The sequence below is a fragment of the Pseudonocardia halophobica genome (genome assembly GCF_050948485.1).
GTDB lineage: Bacteria > Actinomycetota > Actinomycetes > Mycobacteriales > Pseudonocardiaceae > Pseudonocardia > Pseudonocardia halophobica.
The window spans coordinates 2,640,418-2,655,518 of record NZ_CP192046.1 but is presented as its reverse complement, the minus strand read 5'-3'; the positions used below and the strand labels follow the sequence as shown (position 1 = coordinate 2,655,518).

The window sequence follows — 15,101 nt, the reverse complement described above, 5'->3', positions numbered from 1 at the left end:
GCGCCCGGCTAGGCCGTCGGGCTAGACCTCGTGGTCGGCCAGGAAGCCGAGCACGGTGCTGGTGAAGACGTCGTTGTCGTCGCCCGCAACCATGTGGCCGGTGGCGGACACGTCGACGTGCACCGAGCCGGGGATCAGCCGCAGCAGCTCCTGCACGCCGTCCTCGCTCACGATGTCCGACTGGGCGCCACGGACCAGCAACGTCGGCACGGTCACGCGCGCGGCGGCGGCCGCGGCGCGCTCATGGGTCGTCGAGCGGCGGGGTTCGTCGCCGACCCGGAGGAAGGCGGGGTCCCAGTGCCAGTACCACCGGCCGTTCTCCCGGAGCCGCACGTTCTTGCGCAGGCCCTCGGGGTTCGGCGGGCGCTTGCGGTGCGGGTTGTACGCCCGCACGGCCTCGGCGACCTCCTCGAGCGAGCCGAAGCCGTCCGGGTTCGCGCCCATGAACGCCATGATCCGCGCGACGCCGTCTGGCTCGACCCGGGGCACGATGTCCACCAGCACCAGCGCCCGGGCCACGCCCCCCTGCTCGCCCTCGGTGACCAGTGCGGTCATTCCGCCCATCGAGGCGCCGAGCAGCAGCGCGGGCTCCCCCACCTGCTCGACGACGGCGGCGAGATCGGCGTTGAGGGCGTCGGTGCCGTAGTCGCCGTCGGGCGCCCAGTCGCTGTCGCCGTGCCCGCGGGCGTCGAGCGCGGTCGCGTCCCAGCCCGCCTCGGCCAGCGCCGCGGCGGTGCGGAACCAGGAGTGCCGGGTCTGGCCGCCGCCGTGCAGCAGGAGGGCGGGCCCGCGGCGCTCGCCGACGGCGGGCCAGCGGTCGCCGACCAGCTTGCCGACGGTGCCGTCGAACACGACCCGCTCCCCGGCCGGGACCCGCCGCGCGGGCCCCGGATCGTTCGCTTCCGACATGTACCGCACCCTAGGCCGTCGGCCGCGCCCCGACCGGACGCGTGGCCGACCCGACACCGTCGGGACCATCGATCACGCTGGCCGCCGGCCAACCGGAGGGCCAGGGTGGAGGCATGAGCGAGAGCACGGGGGACCGCGACGTCTGGGGCAGGGTCGACCGCTACCTGGAGGCCGCCCTCCTGCCCGAGGACCCGGTGCTCGGCGCGACGCTCGCGCGCAACGCCGAGGCGGGGCTGCCGGCGATCGACGTCTCCCCCACCCAGGGTCGCTTCCTGCACCTGCTCGCCCGGATCGCGGGCGCCCGCCGGATCCTGGAGATCGGCACGCTCGGCGGCTATTCCACGATCGAGCTCGCCCGCGCCCTCCCCGTCGACGGCATGCTCGTGACCTGCGAGTACTCGCCGGACCACGCCGCCGTCGCGCGGGCCAACCTCGAGCACGCCGGGCTGGCCGACCGGGTCGAGATCCGCGTCGGGGCGGCGCTGGACACCCTGCCGACGCTCGAGGGCCCGTTCGACCTGGTGTTCGTCGACGCGGACAAGCAGAACAACGCCGCCTACCTCGACCACGCCGTCCGGCTCGGCCGTCCCGGCACCGTGATCGTCGTCGACAACGTGGTGCGTGCCGGCCGGGTGCTGACGGGCGGCGACCCGCCCACGGACGGCACGCGGCGGATGTTCGCGGCCCTGGAGAAGGACGACCGGCTGGAGGCCACGGCGGTGCAGACGGTCGGCGCCAAGGGGTACGACGGATTCGTCCTGGCCCGGGTGCGCTGAAGCGGAGCCCGCGGAGCTCGCATCGGCGCTGAGCGCGGCCTGCGGAGCGATCCATCAGCGCTGAAGTAGCGTCGGTGGTGAGGGAACGAGAGGAGCAGTGGTGGACGCCGACGACCTGACACACGTGCTGGAATCCGTGCGGGACTTCATCCGCACCGAGGTCGTGCCGCTCGAGGAGCAGATCGACGAGCAGGACGTCATCCCGGAGCGGATCGTCACGCAGTGCAAGGGGATGGGCCTCTACGGCTTCACCATCCCCGAGCAGTACGGCGGGCTGGGGCTCTCCGCGTACGAGGAGGTGCAGCTGGCCATGGAGCTGGGCTGGACCACCCCGGCGCTGCGGTCGCTGTTCGGCACGAACAACGGCATCGCGGGGCACGTGCTGCTGGAGGGTGCCACCGAGGAGCAGAAGAAGGCCTGGCTGCCGCGGCTGGCGTCGGGCGAGGTCACGGCCTCGTTCGGGCTCACCGAGGCCGACGCCGGCTCGGACCCGTCGGCGCTGGCCACGACCGCGAAGCGGGACGGCGACCACTGGGTGATCAACGGTTCGAAGCGGTACATCACCAACTCCCCCGTCGCCGACGTGATCATGGTCTTCGCCCGGACCAACCCGGAGGCCAAGGGCAACCGCGGCATCTCCACCTTCCTGGTGCCCAAGGACACGCCGGGGCTGTCGATCGGGCCGAAGGACAAGAAGATGGGGCAGTCCGGCGCGTGGACCGCCGACGTGCACCTCGACGACGTCCGCGTCCCGCACGACAACGTCGTCGGCGGCGACGAGGGCGTCGACCAGGGCTTCCGGATCGCCGCGAAGTGCCTCGCCCACGGCCGGCTGCACATCGCCGCGGTGTGTGCGGGCATGGCCGCCCGACTGGTCCACGAGACCACCGAGTTCGCGAAGACCCGCGAGCAGGGTGGCGCGCCGATCGCCCGCTTCCAGCTGATCCAGGGCCTGGTCGCGGATTCGGTCACCGACTACTACGCCGGGCGCGCGCTGGTGCTGGAGACCGCGAAGGCGTTCGACGCCGGCACGGACAAGATCGCCGGGCCGGCCGCCGCGAAGTACTTCTGCTCCGAGATGGTGGGGCGGGTGGCCGACCGGGCGGTGCAGGTGCACGGTGGCGCCGGGTACATGCGCGGGGTACCGGTGGAGCGCTTCTACCGTGACGTCCGGCTGTTCCGGATCTACGAGGGCACCAGCCAGATCCAGCAGGTCATCATCGCGCGCGACGCGCTCGGCCCGGCGGCCCGTGGCTGACGTGACGTTCCGGGTCGCGGGCCCGCAGGACTGGCCCGCGATCTGGCGGATCTGGCACCGCGTCGTCGCGGCCGGCGACACCTACACCTGGGATCCCGGCACCACCGAGGATCAGGCCCGGGCCCTGTGGATGCCCCCGCCGCCCGCGGTCACGCTCGTCGCCGAGCGGGACGGCGCCGTCGTCGGGACGGCCCTGCTCAAGCCCGTGCAGCCCGGTCTCGGCGACCACGTCGCCAACGCCGGGTTCATGGTCGACCCGGACCGGGCCGGCGGCGGGATCGGCCGCGCGCTCGCGGAGTTCACGCTCGACGAGGCGCGGCGCCGCGGCTACCGGGCCATGCAGTTCTCGGCGGTGGTGGCGTCGAACGTCCGGGCGGTCGGGCTGTGGGAGTCCCTCGGCTTCGCGGTCGTCGGCACGGTGCCCGAGGCCTTCCGGCACCCGCGGGACGGGCTGGTGGGGCTGCACGTCATGCACCGCACCCTCTGAGAACCCCCGAGAACGCCGACGGCGCCGGACCCCGGGGGGTGCGGCGCCGTCGGACGGGAAATCAGTGGTCCGCGGGGCGGATGTGGTACTCGAAGACCAGCCCGCCGACCGCGATCAGCAGCAGCACGCCGGCGATCACGATCAGCCACCAGAAGAAGAACGCCAGGCCGACCCCGACCAGCGCGGCGCAGGCGGCCACGGCGATCGGCCAGTAGCTGCCGGGCGAGAAGAAGCCGACCTCGCCCGCGCCGTCGGAGACCTCGGCCTCCGGGTTGTCCTCGGGGCGCTCCTCGAGCCGGCGGGACACGAACCGGAAGTACGTGCCGATGATCAGCGACAGCCCGCCGGTCAGGAACAGCGCGGCGATGCCCACGGCCTCGTGCGTCAGGATCGTGTAGACGATCGCGGCGACGAAGAAGAAGGCGGTGCAGATCTCGAAGATCCGGGATTCGACCTTCATCGCTGGTCCTCCCTCAGTTCCCGGCCGCGACGGGCTGGGCGTCGGCCTGGGCGCGCTGCCCGCGGTCGGTGAACGGACGGGTCGTGATGGCCTCCGGGGCGCACCACTGGCCGCAGTTCAGCGTGGCCAGCGCCTCCTGGGCGGTGTACGGCACGCCCGTGGCCGGGTTGCTCTCCTTGCGGAGCGTGATGTACCGGTCGTACAGGTCCGGGCTCAGGGCGCGGACCTCGAAGTTCATCGACGCGTGGTAGGTGCCGCAGAGCTCGGCGCAGCGGCCGACGAACGCGCCCTCCTGGTCGATCCGGTCGATCACGAAGGTGTTGTCCGTGTCGTTCTTCTCCGGGATCGGGAAGACGTCCCGCTTGAAGAGGAACTCCGGCACGTAGAAGCTGTGGATCACGTCGTTGGACGCGATGGTGAACTCGATCGACCGCTGCGTCGGCAGGACGAGCAGCGGGATCGTGTTCGACGTCCCGATGGTCTCGACCGGCTTGCCGTCGGCCGCGATCTGGTCCGGGTAGCTGAAGGCCCAGTTCCACTGGAAGCCGGTGACGTCGACCGCCAGGTCGGCCGGCTTGTCCTTGTCCACGTACTGCTGCACGGCGACCGTGAAGCCGAAGAGCACCGCGACGATGATCGTCGGGATCACCGTGAAGACGATCTCGACGGGCAGGTTGTACTGCGTCTGCCGTGGGACCGACTCGTCGTCGCCCTTCTTCTTGCGGTGGAACGCCACCGCCCACAACATCGCGCCCCAGGTGATGACACCCACGACGAGAGCGGCGATCGCCGACCAGGTCCACAGGTGACGCATCTGCTCGGCCTCGGGCGTGATGCCCACCGGCCACCCGAAGCGGATGACCTCCTCGACCGAGCACCCGGCCAGGAGCGGAATCGTCAGCAGCCCGAGGCCGGCGAGCTTCGCCGCCCGGACGTACCCGGTACGGCCACGCACGGTCGTGCCGCCGCGCTCCGATCGGCTCACTGCCCGCCGCCTTCCCCTCGTCCGCGTGGTGCTCCCACCACACCCTTGCCTCGTTCCGACCAGCGCAAACCCACTCGGGTCCGGCCGGTCCGGCCGAGGGTCCGGACGCCCGGGACGGGGCGGACCTTCGACCACGCGTAGAGACTAGCCGAGCAGATCGGTCCGACGCGCCCCCGGGGGTCGGGCCCGTGCCGCGCGACCCGTCCGGGGGTCCCCGGTCCGGGACCGCCATACTTGCTCGCTGTGTGCGGACTGCTGGGACTGCTGACCGCCGGCGCTGACGCGGCCGACCGGACCGACGCCATCGCCGGCGCCCTGAGGTGCGCTCGGCACCGCGGGCCGGACGAGAGCGGCACCTGGAACGACGACGACGTGGTGCTGGGCTTCAACCGGCTCTCCATCATCGATGTGGCGGGCTCCCACCAGCCGCTGCACTGGCCGCCGGCACCCGCCGAGGACGCGGGCCGGTACACCGTCGTCTTCAACGGCGAGGTCTACAACTACCTCGAGCTGCGCGAGGAGCTCGCCGGGCTGGGCGCGGAGTTCGCGACCGAGGGCGACACCGAGGCCGTCGTCGCGGCGTACCACCACTGGGGCGCCGAGGCGGTCACGCGGCTGCGCGGGATGTTCGCCTTCGCGATCTGGGACGCGCGGGAGCGGCAGCTGTTCGTCGCGCGGGACCCGTTCGGCATCAAGCCGCTGTTCCTGGCGTCCGGGCCGACCGGCGTCGCGTTCGCCAGCGAGAAGAAGAGCCTCCTGGAGCTGGCCCCCGAGCTGGGCATCGCCGGGTCGGACGAGCTGGACCCGGCCGCGCTGCAGCACTACCTGATCCTGCAGTACGTCCCCGAGCCGGAGACGCTGCACCGGGCGATCGGGCGCGTCGAGTCCGGGACCTACGTCACGGTGAAGGCCGGGCAGCAGCCCGTGCAGCACCGCTACTTCCACCCGCAGTTCGTGTCGCTGCCCTCGCACGCCCCGGCCAGCGCCGAGGCGGAGGCGATCGTGCACGGCGAGATCACCGAGGTCCTGCGGGACTCGGTGGCCAAGCACATGCGCGCCGACGTCACCGTGGGCGCGTTCCTCTCCGGCGGCATCGACTCCACGGCCATCGCGGCGCTGGCCAAGGAGCACAACCCGGACCTCATCACCTTCACCACCGGGTTCGAGCGCGAGGGCTACTCCGAGGTCGACGTCGCGGCCGAGTCCGCGGCGGCGATCGGCGTCCGGCACGTGGTCCGGACCGTCAAGCCGGACGAGATGATGGAGGCGCTGCCGCTCATCGTCTGGTACCTCGACGACCCGGTGGCCGACCCGGCGCTCGTCCCGCTGTGGTTCATCGCCCGCGAGGCCCGCCAGCACGTCAAGGTCGTGCTGTCCGGCGAGGGGGCGGACGAGCTGTTCGGCGGCTACACGATCTACCGCGAGCCGCTGTCGCTGTCGCCGTTCGAGAAGGTGCCGGGCACGCTGCGGCCGCTGCTCGGGCGGGCGTCGCGCCGGCTGCCGGAGGGCATGCGGGGCAAGGACCTGCTGCGCCGGGGCTCGCTGCGGCTCGAGGAGCGCTACTACGGCAACGCCCGGATCTTCCGGGACGACCAACTGCACGAGATCCTGCGCCAGTACGACCCGCGGGTCTCGCACACGGACGTCACCGCTCCGCACTACGCCGCGTCGGAGAAGTGGGACCCGGTGGCGCGGATGCAGCACGTCGACCTCTTCACCTGGCTGCGCGGCGACATCCTGGTCAAGGCCGACAAGATGACCATGGCCAACTCGCTCGAGCTGCGGGTGCCGTTCCTCGACCCCGAGGTGTTCCGGGTCGCCTCGGCGCTGCCGCTGGCGCAGAAGATCACCGGCGGCGCGAGCGGCACCACCAAGTACGCGCTGCGCGGGGCGCTGTCGCAGATCGTGCCGTCGCACGTGCTCAACCGGCGCAAGCTGGGCTTCCCGGTGCCGATCCGGCACTGGCTGCGGGACGAGATGTACGCCTGGGCGCGCGAGATCATCCGGGACTCGGGGGCCGGCCACCTGGTCGACCTGCCGGCGGTCCAGGCGATGCTCGACGCCCACCGCGAGGGCCCCGTCGACCACAGCCGCCGGATCTGGACGCTGCTGGTCTTCCTGATCTGGTACGGCATCTTCGTCGAGCGCCGGATCACCCCCGAGGTCCCCGAGCCCGCCTACCCCGTCACCCTGTAGCCGCGAATCGGGAGTTCCGGCAGCGCGAGTCGGGAGTTCCGGCAGCGCGAGTCGCGAGTTCCGGCAGCGCGAGTCGCGAGTTCTGGCAGCGCGAGTCGCGAGTTCCGGCAGCGCGAGTCGGGAGTTCCGGCAGCGCGAGTCGCGAGTTCCGGCAGCGCGAGTCGCGAGTTCCGGCAGCGCGAGTCGGGAGTTCCGGCAGCGCGAGTCGGGCCCTGGGCTCCCGCGAGTCGGGCGCTGGGCTCTCGCAAGTCGGGCCCTGGGCTCCCCCGAGTCGCGCCCTGGGCTCCCGCGAGTCGCTGCGGCCGGTGTGTCAGAAGCCGAGGCCGAAGGGGCCGCCGAACCCGTCGAACGGGGCCCGGGCCGTGGTGATGGCCGGGCCCGTCGAAGAGGGCGTCGAACAGCACTGCGCCGCCCAGGCCGGCCGTGCCGCCGAGCAGCGCGGTCTTCCACCAGGGCGTGGCGTAGCAGCCCGCCGGTACCTGTCGCACCTGCACGGTGCCGCCCGCGAAGTAGTAGGGCGTGGCCGCCCCCCGTTGCGGCGACGACGCGTACTCCTCCTCGCCGACGCGCACCACGCCCGGGCCGGTCGCAGCGAGCGAGGGGATCTCGGGTCCCGGATCCGTGGCGAGCGCGGTCCGGCCGCCGTGTAGCGCTCGCTCGCGTCGGCGAGCGCCTGGGACCCGTCGGGTTCCCACGTGGGTCCAGGGTTCCGACGCCCGCGCCGAGCCGCTCGAGCCAGCCCGGAGCTGGGCGGACGCTGTGGTTCGGCCCCGGGCCGGTCTCCCGAAGATGCCGACTCGCGGTGCCAGAACTCGCGACTCGCGGTGCCAGAACCCGCGACTCGCGGTGCCAGAACCCGCGCGCGGTGCCAGAACCCGCGCGCGGTGCCAGAACCCGCGCGCGGTGCCAGAACCCGCGCGCGGTGCCAGAACCCGCGCGCGGTGCCAGAACTCGCGACTCGCGGTGCCAGAACTCGCGACTCGCGGTGCCAGAACTCGCGACTCGCGGCAACCCACGGCGCGACTCGCCGGAGCCCAGAGCGCGACTCGCGGGGTTCGGTCGGGGTCAGGCGGGGAGGGCGGCGGCGATCTCGGCGGCGGCGTCGGGGCCGTAGGCCTGCTGCAGGCGCTCGAGGCCGCGCCCACGGTCCCACCGCCACTCCTGCGGCCCGTCCGTCTCCAGCACGAGCACCGCGACCAGGGAGCCCAGCTGGGCGGCGCGCTCGAGCGACAGGCCCTGCGACGTCCCGGCCAGGAACCCGGCACGGAAGGCGTCGCCGACGCCGGTGGGGTCGACCTTCGCGGTCTCCGGCACCACCCCGACCTCGAGGGCGACCCCGTCACGCCCCACGATCTGCACGCCCTTCTCGCCGAGCGTGGTGATGCGGGTGCCGACCTTCTCCCCGACCTGGTCGGGCGTCCAGCCGGTCTTCTTGAGCAGGAGCTCCCACTCGTAGTCGTTGGTCAGCAGGTACTGCGCACCCTCGACGAGCTTCCGGATCTCCGGGCCCTCCATGCGCGCGAGCTGCTGCGACGGGTCTGCCGCGAACGCGTACCCACGCTGCCGGCACTCGTCCGTGTGCCGCAGCATCGCCTCGGGGTCGTTGGCGCCGATCAGCACCAGGTCCACCCCGCCGACCCGCTCCGCGACCGGCTGCAGCTCGATGAGCCGGGCCCGGGCCATGGCGCCGGCGTAGAAGGACGCGATCTGGCGCATGTCGTCGTCCGTGGTGCAGACGAACCGGGCGGTGTGGACGTCGTCGAACACGTGCACGCCGCTGGTGTCGACGCCGTGCCGGTCGAGCCAGGAGCGGTAGTCGGCGAAGTCCGCGCCCACCGCCCCGACGAGCACCGGGGACCGCCCGAGCACGCCGAGCGCGTACGCGATGTTGCCCGCCACCCCGCCGCGCTTGATGGTCAGCTCGTCGACCAGGAAGGACAGCGACACCCGGTCGAGCTGGTCGGCGACGAGCTGGTCCGCGAACCTCCCCGGGAAGTGCATGAGGTGGTCCGTGGCGATGGATCCGGTGACGGCGATGCGCACGTCGGATCACCTTACGTCAGACATGACGAAACCCCCGGGTGAAGAAGAGGTGATCTTCCTCGACCCGGGGGTCCGCGACGCCGAGACTCAGTTGAAGGAGTCGCCGCAGGCGCAGGAGCCGCCCGCGTTCGGGTTGTCGATGGTGAAGCCCTGCTTCTCGATCGTGTCGACGAAGTCGATGACCGCGCCCTGGAGGTACGGCGCGCTCATCCGGTCCACGCCGACCTTGAGGCCGTGGAAGTCACGGAACAGGTCGCCGTCGAGCGAACGGTCGTCGAAGAAGAGCTGGTAGCGCAGACCGGCGCAGCCACCGGGCTGCACGGCGATGCGCAGGTGCATGTCGTCACGGCCCTCCTGCTCGAGCAGGGAGCGCGCCTTGAGGGCGGCGTTGTCGGTCAGCTCGACGCCGTGGGTCTCCTCGGCGGCGCCGGCCTCGACGGTGTTCTCGACGGTCATGAACTCTCCCAACAGCGCACGTGGCGGAACTGTTCCCGGCGACCCGGGAGTCGTGCCGCGACCCATAGTAGGCCCTCGCGCCGACACCCTCCGGGGCCTGCGGGAATCCGCCGCCCACGGATCGGGTGATCCGGGTCACCGGACGGTCAGGACGAGCCCCACCGGCGCGCGACGTGTTCGGCGAGGGCCGCCAGCGTGCCCGCGGGATCGGCCATCGAGGCCTCGATCCCGCCGGCGTGCTCGGAGGCCGAGTACGCGGCGTCGACACCTGCCGCGGCCGCCTCGCGCCGCCCGACGCTCACCTGCCCGGCCAGGACGACACAGGGCACGCCGCGCTCGGCGGCGGCCCCGGCCACGGCGGTGATGAGCTTCCCGCGCAGCGACTGCCAGTCGAAGCTGCCCTCGCCGGTGATGGCCAGCCCGCCCTCGGCGGCGACGGCGTCGAGCGCCTCGTCGAGCCCCAGCAGGCGGCGGACCAGGCCCGCCCCGGACTCGCGGCGCGCCCCGAGCGCCAGCAGCGCCGCCCCCAGGCCGCCGGCGGCTCCGGCGGCGGGCTCGTCGCGCACGTCCCGGCCCGTCGCCTCCGCGAGGACGTCCGCCCACACGGCCAGGGCGGCGTCGAGCGCCGCGACCGCGCCCTCGTCCGCCCCCTTCTGCGGCCCGAACACCGCCGCGGCGCCGTGCGGGCCGAGCAGCGGGTTGTCGACGTCCGCGGCCGCGACCAGCGTCATCCCGACGTCCGGGGTGCCGGAGATCCGCACGCACCGCCCCAGGTCGGCCCCGCCGGGCGGCAGCTCCGCGCCCGACGCGTCGAGCGGGGCGGCCCCGAGCGCGGCGAGCATGCCCGCGCCGCCGTCCGTGGTGGCCGACCCGCCGAGCCCGATGACGGCCTCGGTGCAGCCCGCGGCCCGCGCCGCGCGCAGCAGCTCGCCGACCCCGCGGGTGGTGACGCGGCCCGCCACCTCCGGCGTCCGCCGTTCCCGGGGCACGTGGTGCAGCCCGCACGCGGCGGCCGACTCGACGTAGGCGGTCGTGCCGACCTGCAGCCAGGGAGCCGTCACCGGATCGCCGAAGGGGCCGGTGACCTGCGGTTCGTGCAGGGTGCCGCCCAGCCGTTCCTGCAGGACGTCGACGAAGCCGGTGCCACCGTCGGCCAGCGGGAGGCGGTCGATCCGGGCGTCGGGGACGGCGCGCAACCAGCCCTCCGCGATGGCGCCGGCCGCGGCCCGCGCGCTCAGTGTTCCGCCGAAGGAGTCGGGAGCGACGACCACACGCACACCGCGCACGCTATCGCCCGTACCCTGTGCACCTGTGAGGTTCCTGCGCCGCTCCGACGATTCCCCGGCATCCGCGTCCGTCGACACGGACGAGGCCGAGGGCACGCAGGAGAAGAAGCCGCTCGATCCGCGCTGGACGCAGGGCAAGGGCCGGCCCACGCCGAAGCGCCGCGACGCCGAGACCAAGCGTCGCGGCCCGGCCCCGCCCCCGCCGAAGACCCAGCGCGAGGCCGCCCGCCTGGCCAAGGCCAACCGCCCGAGCAAGGACGAGCGCCGCGCCCAGGCCGCCGAACGCCGCGCGCGGATGGACGCCGGCGACGACCGGGTGCTCCTCCCCCGCGACCGCGGTCCGGTGAAGGCCTACATCCGGGACGTCGTGGACTCGCGGCCGCACCTCATGGGCCTGTTCATGCCGCTCGCCGTGGTGGTGCTGATCTCGGTGCTGCTGCCGATCCCGGCGGTGCAGCAGTACCTGAGCCTGTTCAGCCTGGTCGTGCTGTTCGTGATGGTGGTCGAGGGCGTCACGCTCGGGATGCGCGTCACGAAGCAGGCGCGGGCCAAGTTCCCGAACGAGCAGATCAGCGGGCTCGGCACCGGCTGGTACGCCTTCACCCGCGCCAGCCAGATCCGCAAGCTGCGGGTGCCGAAGCCGCGGATCCAGCGCGGGGCGCAGGTCTGAGGACCCTCGTCCTGGGGGGCACCCGGTCGGGCAAGTCCGGGTACGCCGAGGCGTTGCTGCCCGCCGACGCCCCGGTCCGCTACGCCGCCACCGCCCGCCGCCGGCCGGACGACCTCGAGTGGGAGGCCCGGATCGCCCGGCACGCCGCGCGCCGGCCGGCCTGCTGGACCACCGTCGAGGAGCCCGACCTGGTCGCCGAGCTCGCCCGCGGCGGCCCGCTGCTCGTCGACGACCTCGCCACCTGGCTCACGGGCGTGCTCGACGACACCGAGGCCTGGGAGGCGCCCACCACCCCGCCCGGGGTCGAGGACGCCGTCGCGACACTGGTCGAGAGCGTGCGGCAGGCTCCGTCCGAGGCGTCGTGCGTGCTGGTGTCCGCCGAGGTCGGGCTGGGCGTGGTCCCCGCGACCCGCGCCGGGCGGTTGTTCCGGGACGAGCTCGGCGCCCTCAACGCCGCCCTCGCCGAGGTGTGCGACGAGGTGGTGCTGGTGGTGGCGGGCCTGCCGCTGCGGTTGAAGGGCCCGTGACCAGGGCTGCCGCAACGCCTGCGCAGGGCGGACGGTAGGAAGGGCGCGTGAGCGAGAGTCCCTTCCCCGCCGTACCCGCACCCGACCTCGAGGCGCGGCGCGAGGCCGTCGCCCGGTACGAGGCGCTGGCGGTGCCCGCGGGCGGGCTGGGCGTGCTCGCCGACCTGGGCCTGTGGCTGTCGTCGATGCAGGGCACCTGCCCGCCGCGGCCGCCCGCGCGGGTGCGCGTGGTCGTCGTCGCGGCCGACCACGGGATCGCGGCCGCCGGGGTCTCCGCCTATCCGCCGGAGGTCACCGCGCGGCAGGTCGCGGCCACGCTGGAGCAGTCCGCGCCGGTCGCGGTGGCGGCCTCCGTGTCCGGGGCCTCGGTCCGGGTGGTCGACACCGGGCTGGACCGGGAGGCGTTGCTGCCCGGCCAGGAGCGGTTCAAGGTCCGCCGGGGCAGCGGCCGGATCGACCGCGAGGACGCCCTCACCGCCGCCGAGGTCGAGAACGCGATCCGCATCGGCCGCGCGCTGGCCGACGAGGAGGTCGACTCCGGCGCCGATCTGCTCGTCCCGGCCTCGCTGGGGGTCGGCGCGACCACGCCCGCGTCGACGCTGGTCTCGGCGGTGACGGGGGCCGAGCCGGTCGCCGTCGTCGGGCGCGGGTCCGGCATCGGCGACGACGCGTGGATGCGCAAGGCCGCCGCCATCCGCGACGCCCTGCGCCGCGCGAAGCCGCACGTCCGCGACCCGCACGCGCTGCTGCGCACGGCGGGCGGCGCCGACCTCGCCGTCCTCACCGGGTTCCTCGTGCAGGCCGCGTTGCGCCGCACCCCCGTGCTGCTCGACGGCCTCGTGGTCGGGGCCGCGGGCCTGCTGGCCGACGAGCTGGCCCCCGGCGCGCACCAGTGGTGGCTCGCCGCCCAGAACTCCCCCGAGCCCGCGATGACGCTCGTCCTGCAGCACCTGCAGCTCGTCCCGGTGCTGGACCTGCAGGTCCGCCAGGGGGACGGCACGGGCGCGGTCGCGGTGCTGCCGCTGATCCAGGCGGCCGCCCGGCTGCTCGGCGAGACCACCACCGCGGAGGCGAGCGGGATCGCGCCGGTGCGCGCCGTCGCCGGGTGAGGGCCCGATGAGCGCGCTCGCCCTCGCGCTGAGCTGGCTCACCGTCCTGCCCGTCCGGACCGGCGTCCCGTCGGCGCGGACCGCGGCCGGGGCGCTGCGCTGGGCTCCACTGGTCGGGGCCCTGCTGGGTGGCGTCGCCGGGCTGGTCGTCTGGGGGCTCACCGCGGTGGGCGTGCCCGGGCTGGTCGCAGGCCTGCTCGCCGTCGGGGTGCTGGCCCTCGGCACGCGCGGGATGCACGTCGATGGGCTCGCCGACACCGCCGACGGGCTGGGCTGCTTCGGCCCGCCCGAGCGCGCGCTCGCCGTGATGAAGGACGGCGGCGCGGGGCCCTTCGCCGTCGTGACGCTGCTGGTCGTCCTCGGGGTCCAGGCGGGATCGCTGGGCGCCCTGACGAGCTGGCACGCCGTCGCGGGGGGCGCGGTCGCCGTCGCGACGAGCCGGGCCGGCTTCTGCTGGGTCGCCCGCCGCGGCGTGCCCGCCGCACGGCCCGGTGGGCTCGGCGCGATGGTCGCGGAGTCGCAGGCCGCATGGGTGGCCCTGGTGTGGTGGGTCGTGCTGGCCGCCGCGGGCTACGCGGTCGCGGGCTGGCGCGGTCCGGCCGGCGTCGCGCTGGCGGCCGTGCTCGTGGTCGCGCTCTCGGCCCACACCGCCCGCCGGTTCGGCGGGATGTCCGGGGATGTCCTGGGCGCGGCGGCCGAGCTGGGCGCCGCCGCCGTCCTGCTGGTCCTCGCCACGGCCTGATCCGGCATCCGCGCAGCTCAGCCGGGGTCGTGCGGGCCGACCGCCCCTCTAGGGGCAGTCGGCACTCACGGGGGTCAGAGGGCGGTCATCCAGCCGTGGGTGTCCGTGCCGGTGCCCCGCTGGATGTCGGTGAGCAGGGTGCGCAGGCGCATGGTGACCGCACCGGGCTCGCCGTCGGCCACCCGGATCGACCCGACGCCGGAGTTCTCGCTGAACTTCACGTTGCCGACCGGCGTGATCACCGCGGCGGTGCCGCAGGCGAACACCTCGGTGATGGCCCCGTCCGCGCAGCCCACGAGCCACTCCCGCGCGGAGATCTTGCGCTCGGTGACCTGGCAGCCGATCTCCTTGCCCAGCGTGAGCAGCGAGTGCCGGGTGACGCCCTCGAGGATGCTGCCGGACAGCTCCGGCGTGACCAGCTCGGCCGACTCCCCGGAGCCGTAGACGAAGAACAGGTTCATCCCACCCATCTCCTCGACCCACCGCTTCTCCGCGGCGTCGAGGTAGGCGACCTGCGCGCATCCGTGCTGCGCGGCCTGGGCCTGCGGCAGCAGCGAGGCGGCGTAGTTCCCGCCGCACTTCGCGGTGCCGGTCCCGCCGATCGCGGCCCGGGTGAAGTCCGTGCACAGCCAGACGTCGACGGGCTTGACCCCGCCCGGGAAGTACGCGCCGGCGGGCGAGGCGATGAGCAGGAAGAGGTACGAGTCGGCGGGCTTCACGCCCAGCCCGACCTCGGTGGCGATCATGAACGGCCGCAGGTAGAGCGACTCCTCGCCGCCGGCCGGGGGCACCCAGGCGCGGTCGACGTCGATCAGCTCGCGCAGCGCGGCCATGAACAGCTCGTCCGGCAGCTCGGGCATGCCCAGGCGCACCGCGGACCGGCGGAACCGCGCCGCGTTCTCCTCCGGCCGGAACGACGCGATCGTGCCGTCCGGCTGGGTGTAGGCCTTGAGGCCCTCGAAGATCTCCTGCCCGTAGTGCAGGACCATCGTCGCCGGGTCGAGTGCGATCGGCCCGTACGGCTCGACCTTGAAGTCGTGCCAGCCCTCGCCGACCGTCCAGCGGATGGAGACCATGTGGTCGGTGAAGTACCGGCCGAACCCCGGTGCGGCCAGGATCTCGCTGCGCCGCTGGTCGGAGGCCGGCGCGGGGTTCGGGATGCGGGTGAACAGCGGCGCGTTCATGAATGAACGGTAA

15 protein-coding genes are annotated in these 15,101 nt (G+C 73.9%); 8 read left to right on the top strand and 7 right to left on the bottom strand.

Going from position 1 to position 15,101, the window contains the following annotated elements; translation table 11 throughout:
- Positions 1-21 precede the first annotated feature (21 nt).
- The gene (locus tag ACQP04_RS12755) at positions 22-909 is read right to left on the bottom strand and encodes an alpha/beta fold hydrolase (RefSeq protein ID WP_433507252.1); all 888 of its coding nucleotides are present in this window, start codon (positions 907-909) and stop codon (positions 22-24) included.
- 113 nt (positions 910-1,022) lie between these two features.
- Here ACQP04_RS12755 and ACQP04_RS12750 point away from each other — a divergent pair, with 113 nt between their 5' ends.
- The 3 genes from ACQP04_RS12750 to ACQP04_RS12740 all read left to right on the top strand — a co-directional run bounded on the left by ACQP04_RS12750 (position 1,023) and on the right by ACQP04_RS12740 (position 3,430).
- A complete protein-coding gene (locus ACQP04_RS12750; RefSeq protein ID WP_433507251.1) occupies positions 1,023-1,685 on the top strand; it encodes an O-methyltransferase in 663 nt (220 codons plus the stop codon).
- Between the two features lie 100 nt (positions 1,686-1,785).
- Complete coding sequence (locus tag ACQP04_RS12745; protein ID WP_433507250.1) at positions 1,786-2,943, top strand: acyl-CoA dehydrogenase family protein; 1,158 nt, start codon at positions 1,786-1,788, stop codon at positions 2,941-2,943.
- Position 2,944: 1 nt separating this feature from the next.
- The gene (locus ACQP04_RS12740) at positions 2,945-3,430 is read left to right on the top strand and encodes an N-acetyltransferase family protein (RefSeq protein ID WP_433507249.1); all 486 of its coding nucleotides are present in this window, start codon (positions 2,945-2,947) and stop codon (positions 3,428-3,430) included.
- A 61-nt stretch (positions 3,431-3,491) separates the two neighbouring features.
- Here the strand turns inward: ACQP04_RS12740 and ACQP04_RS12735 are convergent, their stop codons facing one another.
- Together ACQP04_RS12735 and ctaC are read right to left on the bottom strand one after the other, a co-directional pair.
- A complete protein-coding gene (locus ACQP04_RS12735) occupies positions 3,492-3,890 on the bottom strand; it encodes a cytochrome c oxidase subunit 4 (protein WP_037040819.1) in 399 nt (132 codons plus the stop codon).
- A 13-nt stretch (positions 3,891-3,903) separates the two neighbouring features.
- Positions 3,904-4,875, bottom strand: coding sequence for an aa3-type cytochrome oxidase subunit II (gene ctaC, locus ACQP04_RS12730; protein ID WP_433507248.1), 972 nt, complete (start codon positions 4,873-4,875; stop codon positions 3,904-3,906).
- 243 nt (positions 4,876-5,118) lie between these two features.
- Here ctaC and asnB point away from each other — a divergent pair, with 243 nt between their 5' ends.
- Entirely contained in the window at positions 5,119-7,071 is a 1,953-nt protein-coding gene (gene asnB / locus ACQP04_RS12725) for an asparagine synthase (glutamine-hydrolyzing) (protein WP_433507247.1), read from the top strand.
- 1,065 nt (positions 7,072-8,136) lie between these two features.
- Here asnB and ACQP04_RS12720 read toward each other — a convergent pair.
- The 3 genes from ACQP04_RS12720 to ACQP04_RS12710 form a co-directional block, all read right to left on the bottom strand.
- The gene (locus tag ACQP04_RS12720) at positions 8,137-9,072 is read right to left on the bottom strand and encodes a carbohydrate kinase family protein (protein ID WP_433508355.1); all 936 of its coding nucleotides are present in this window, start codon (positions 9,070-9,072) and stop codon (positions 8,137-8,139) included.
- Between the two features lie 129 nt (positions 9,073-9,201).
- Positions 9,202-9,570 (bottom strand): HesB/IscA family protein, encoded by a 369-nt coding sequence (locus tag ACQP04_RS12715; protein WP_037040814.1) that lies wholly within the window; start codon positions 9,568-9,570, stop codon positions 9,202-9,204.
- 146 nt (positions 9,571-9,716) lie between these two features.
- On the bottom strand, positions 9,717-10,847 hold the full coding sequence (locus tag ACQP04_RS12710; RefSeq protein ID WP_433507246.1) for a glycerate kinase family protein: 1,131 nt from the start codon (positions 10,845-10,847) through the stop codon (positions 9,717-9,719).
- 34 nt (positions 10,848-10,881) lie between these two features.
- Here ACQP04_RS12710 and ACQP04_RS12705 point away from each other — a divergent pair, with 34 nt between their 5' ends.
- The 4 genes from ACQP04_RS12705 to ACQP04_RS12690 are packed head-to-tail and all read left to right on the top strand — an operon-like array spanning position 10,882 to position 13,904.
- On the top strand, positions 10,882-11,526 hold the full coding sequence (locus tag ACQP04_RS12705) for a DUF3043 domain-containing protein (protein ID WP_433507245.1): 645 nt from the start codon (positions 10,882-10,884) through the stop codon (positions 11,524-11,526).
- Positions 11,523-12,053, top strand: coding sequence for a bifunctional adenosylcobinamide kinase/adenosylcobinamide-phosphate guanylyltransferase (locus ACQP04_RS12700; RefSeq protein ID WP_433508354.1), 531 nt, complete (start codon positions 11,523-11,525; stop codon positions 12,051-12,053). Before ACQP04_RS12705 ends, ACQP04_RS12700 begins: the two co-directional genes overlap by 4 nt.
- Before the next feature lie 47 nt (positions 12,054-12,100).
- The gene (locus ACQP04_RS12695; RefSeq protein WP_433507244.1) at positions 12,101-13,162 is read left to right on the top strand and encodes a nicotinate-nucleotide--dimethylbenzimidazole phosphoribosyltransferase; all 1,062 of its coding nucleotides are present in this window, start codon (positions 12,101-12,103) and stop codon (positions 13,160-13,162) included.
- Between the two features lie 7 nt (positions 13,163-13,169).
- Entirely contained in the window at positions 13,170-13,904 is a 735-nt protein-coding gene (locus ACQP04_RS12690) for an adenosylcobinamide-GDP ribazoletransferase (protein WP_433507243.1), read from the top strand.
- Between the two features lie 74 nt (positions 13,905-13,978).
- Here ACQP04_RS12690 and ACQP04_RS12685 read toward each other — a convergent pair whose 3' ends face one another.
- Positions 13,979-15,088, bottom strand: coding sequence for a branched-chain amino acid aminotransferase (locus ACQP04_RS12685; RefSeq protein WP_433507242.1), 1,110 nt, complete (start codon positions 15,086-15,088; stop codon positions 13,979-13,981).
- Positions 15,089-15,101 lie beyond the last annotated feature (13 nt).

Excerpts from the sequence above, each read along its gene's own strand:
- ACQP04_RS12755 (WP_433507252.1), bottom strand. The coding sequence starts at position 909 with ATGTCGGAAGCGAACGATCCGGGGCCCGCGCGGCGGGTCCCGGCCGGG.
- ACQP04_RS12735 (WP_037040819.1), bottom strand. The coding sequence starts at position 3,890 with ATGAAGGTCGAATCCCGGATCTTCGAGATCTGCACCGCCTTCTTCTTC.
- ACQP04_RS12685 (WP_433507242.1), bottom strand. The coding sequence starts at position 15,088 with ATGAACGCGCCGCTGTTCACCCGCATCCCGAACCCCGCGCCGGCCTCC.
- ACQP04_RS12720 (WP_433508355.1), bottom strand. The coding sequence starts at position 9,072 with ATGCACTTCCCGGGGAGGTTCGCGGACCAGCTCGTCGCCGACCAGCTC.
- ACQP04_RS12750 (WP_433507251.1), top strand. The coding sequence starts at position 1,023 with ATGAGCGAGAGCACGGGGGACCGCGACGTCTGGGGCAGGGTCGACCGC.
- ACQP04_RS12715 (WP_037040814.1), bottom strand. The coding sequence starts at position 9,570 with ATGACCGTCGAGAACACCGTCGAGGCCGGCGCCGCCGAGGAGACCCAC.
- ACQP04_RS12690 (WP_433507243.1), top strand. The coding sequence starts at position 13,170 with ATGAGCGCGCTCGCCCTCGCGCTGAGCTGGCTCACCGTCCTGCCCGTC.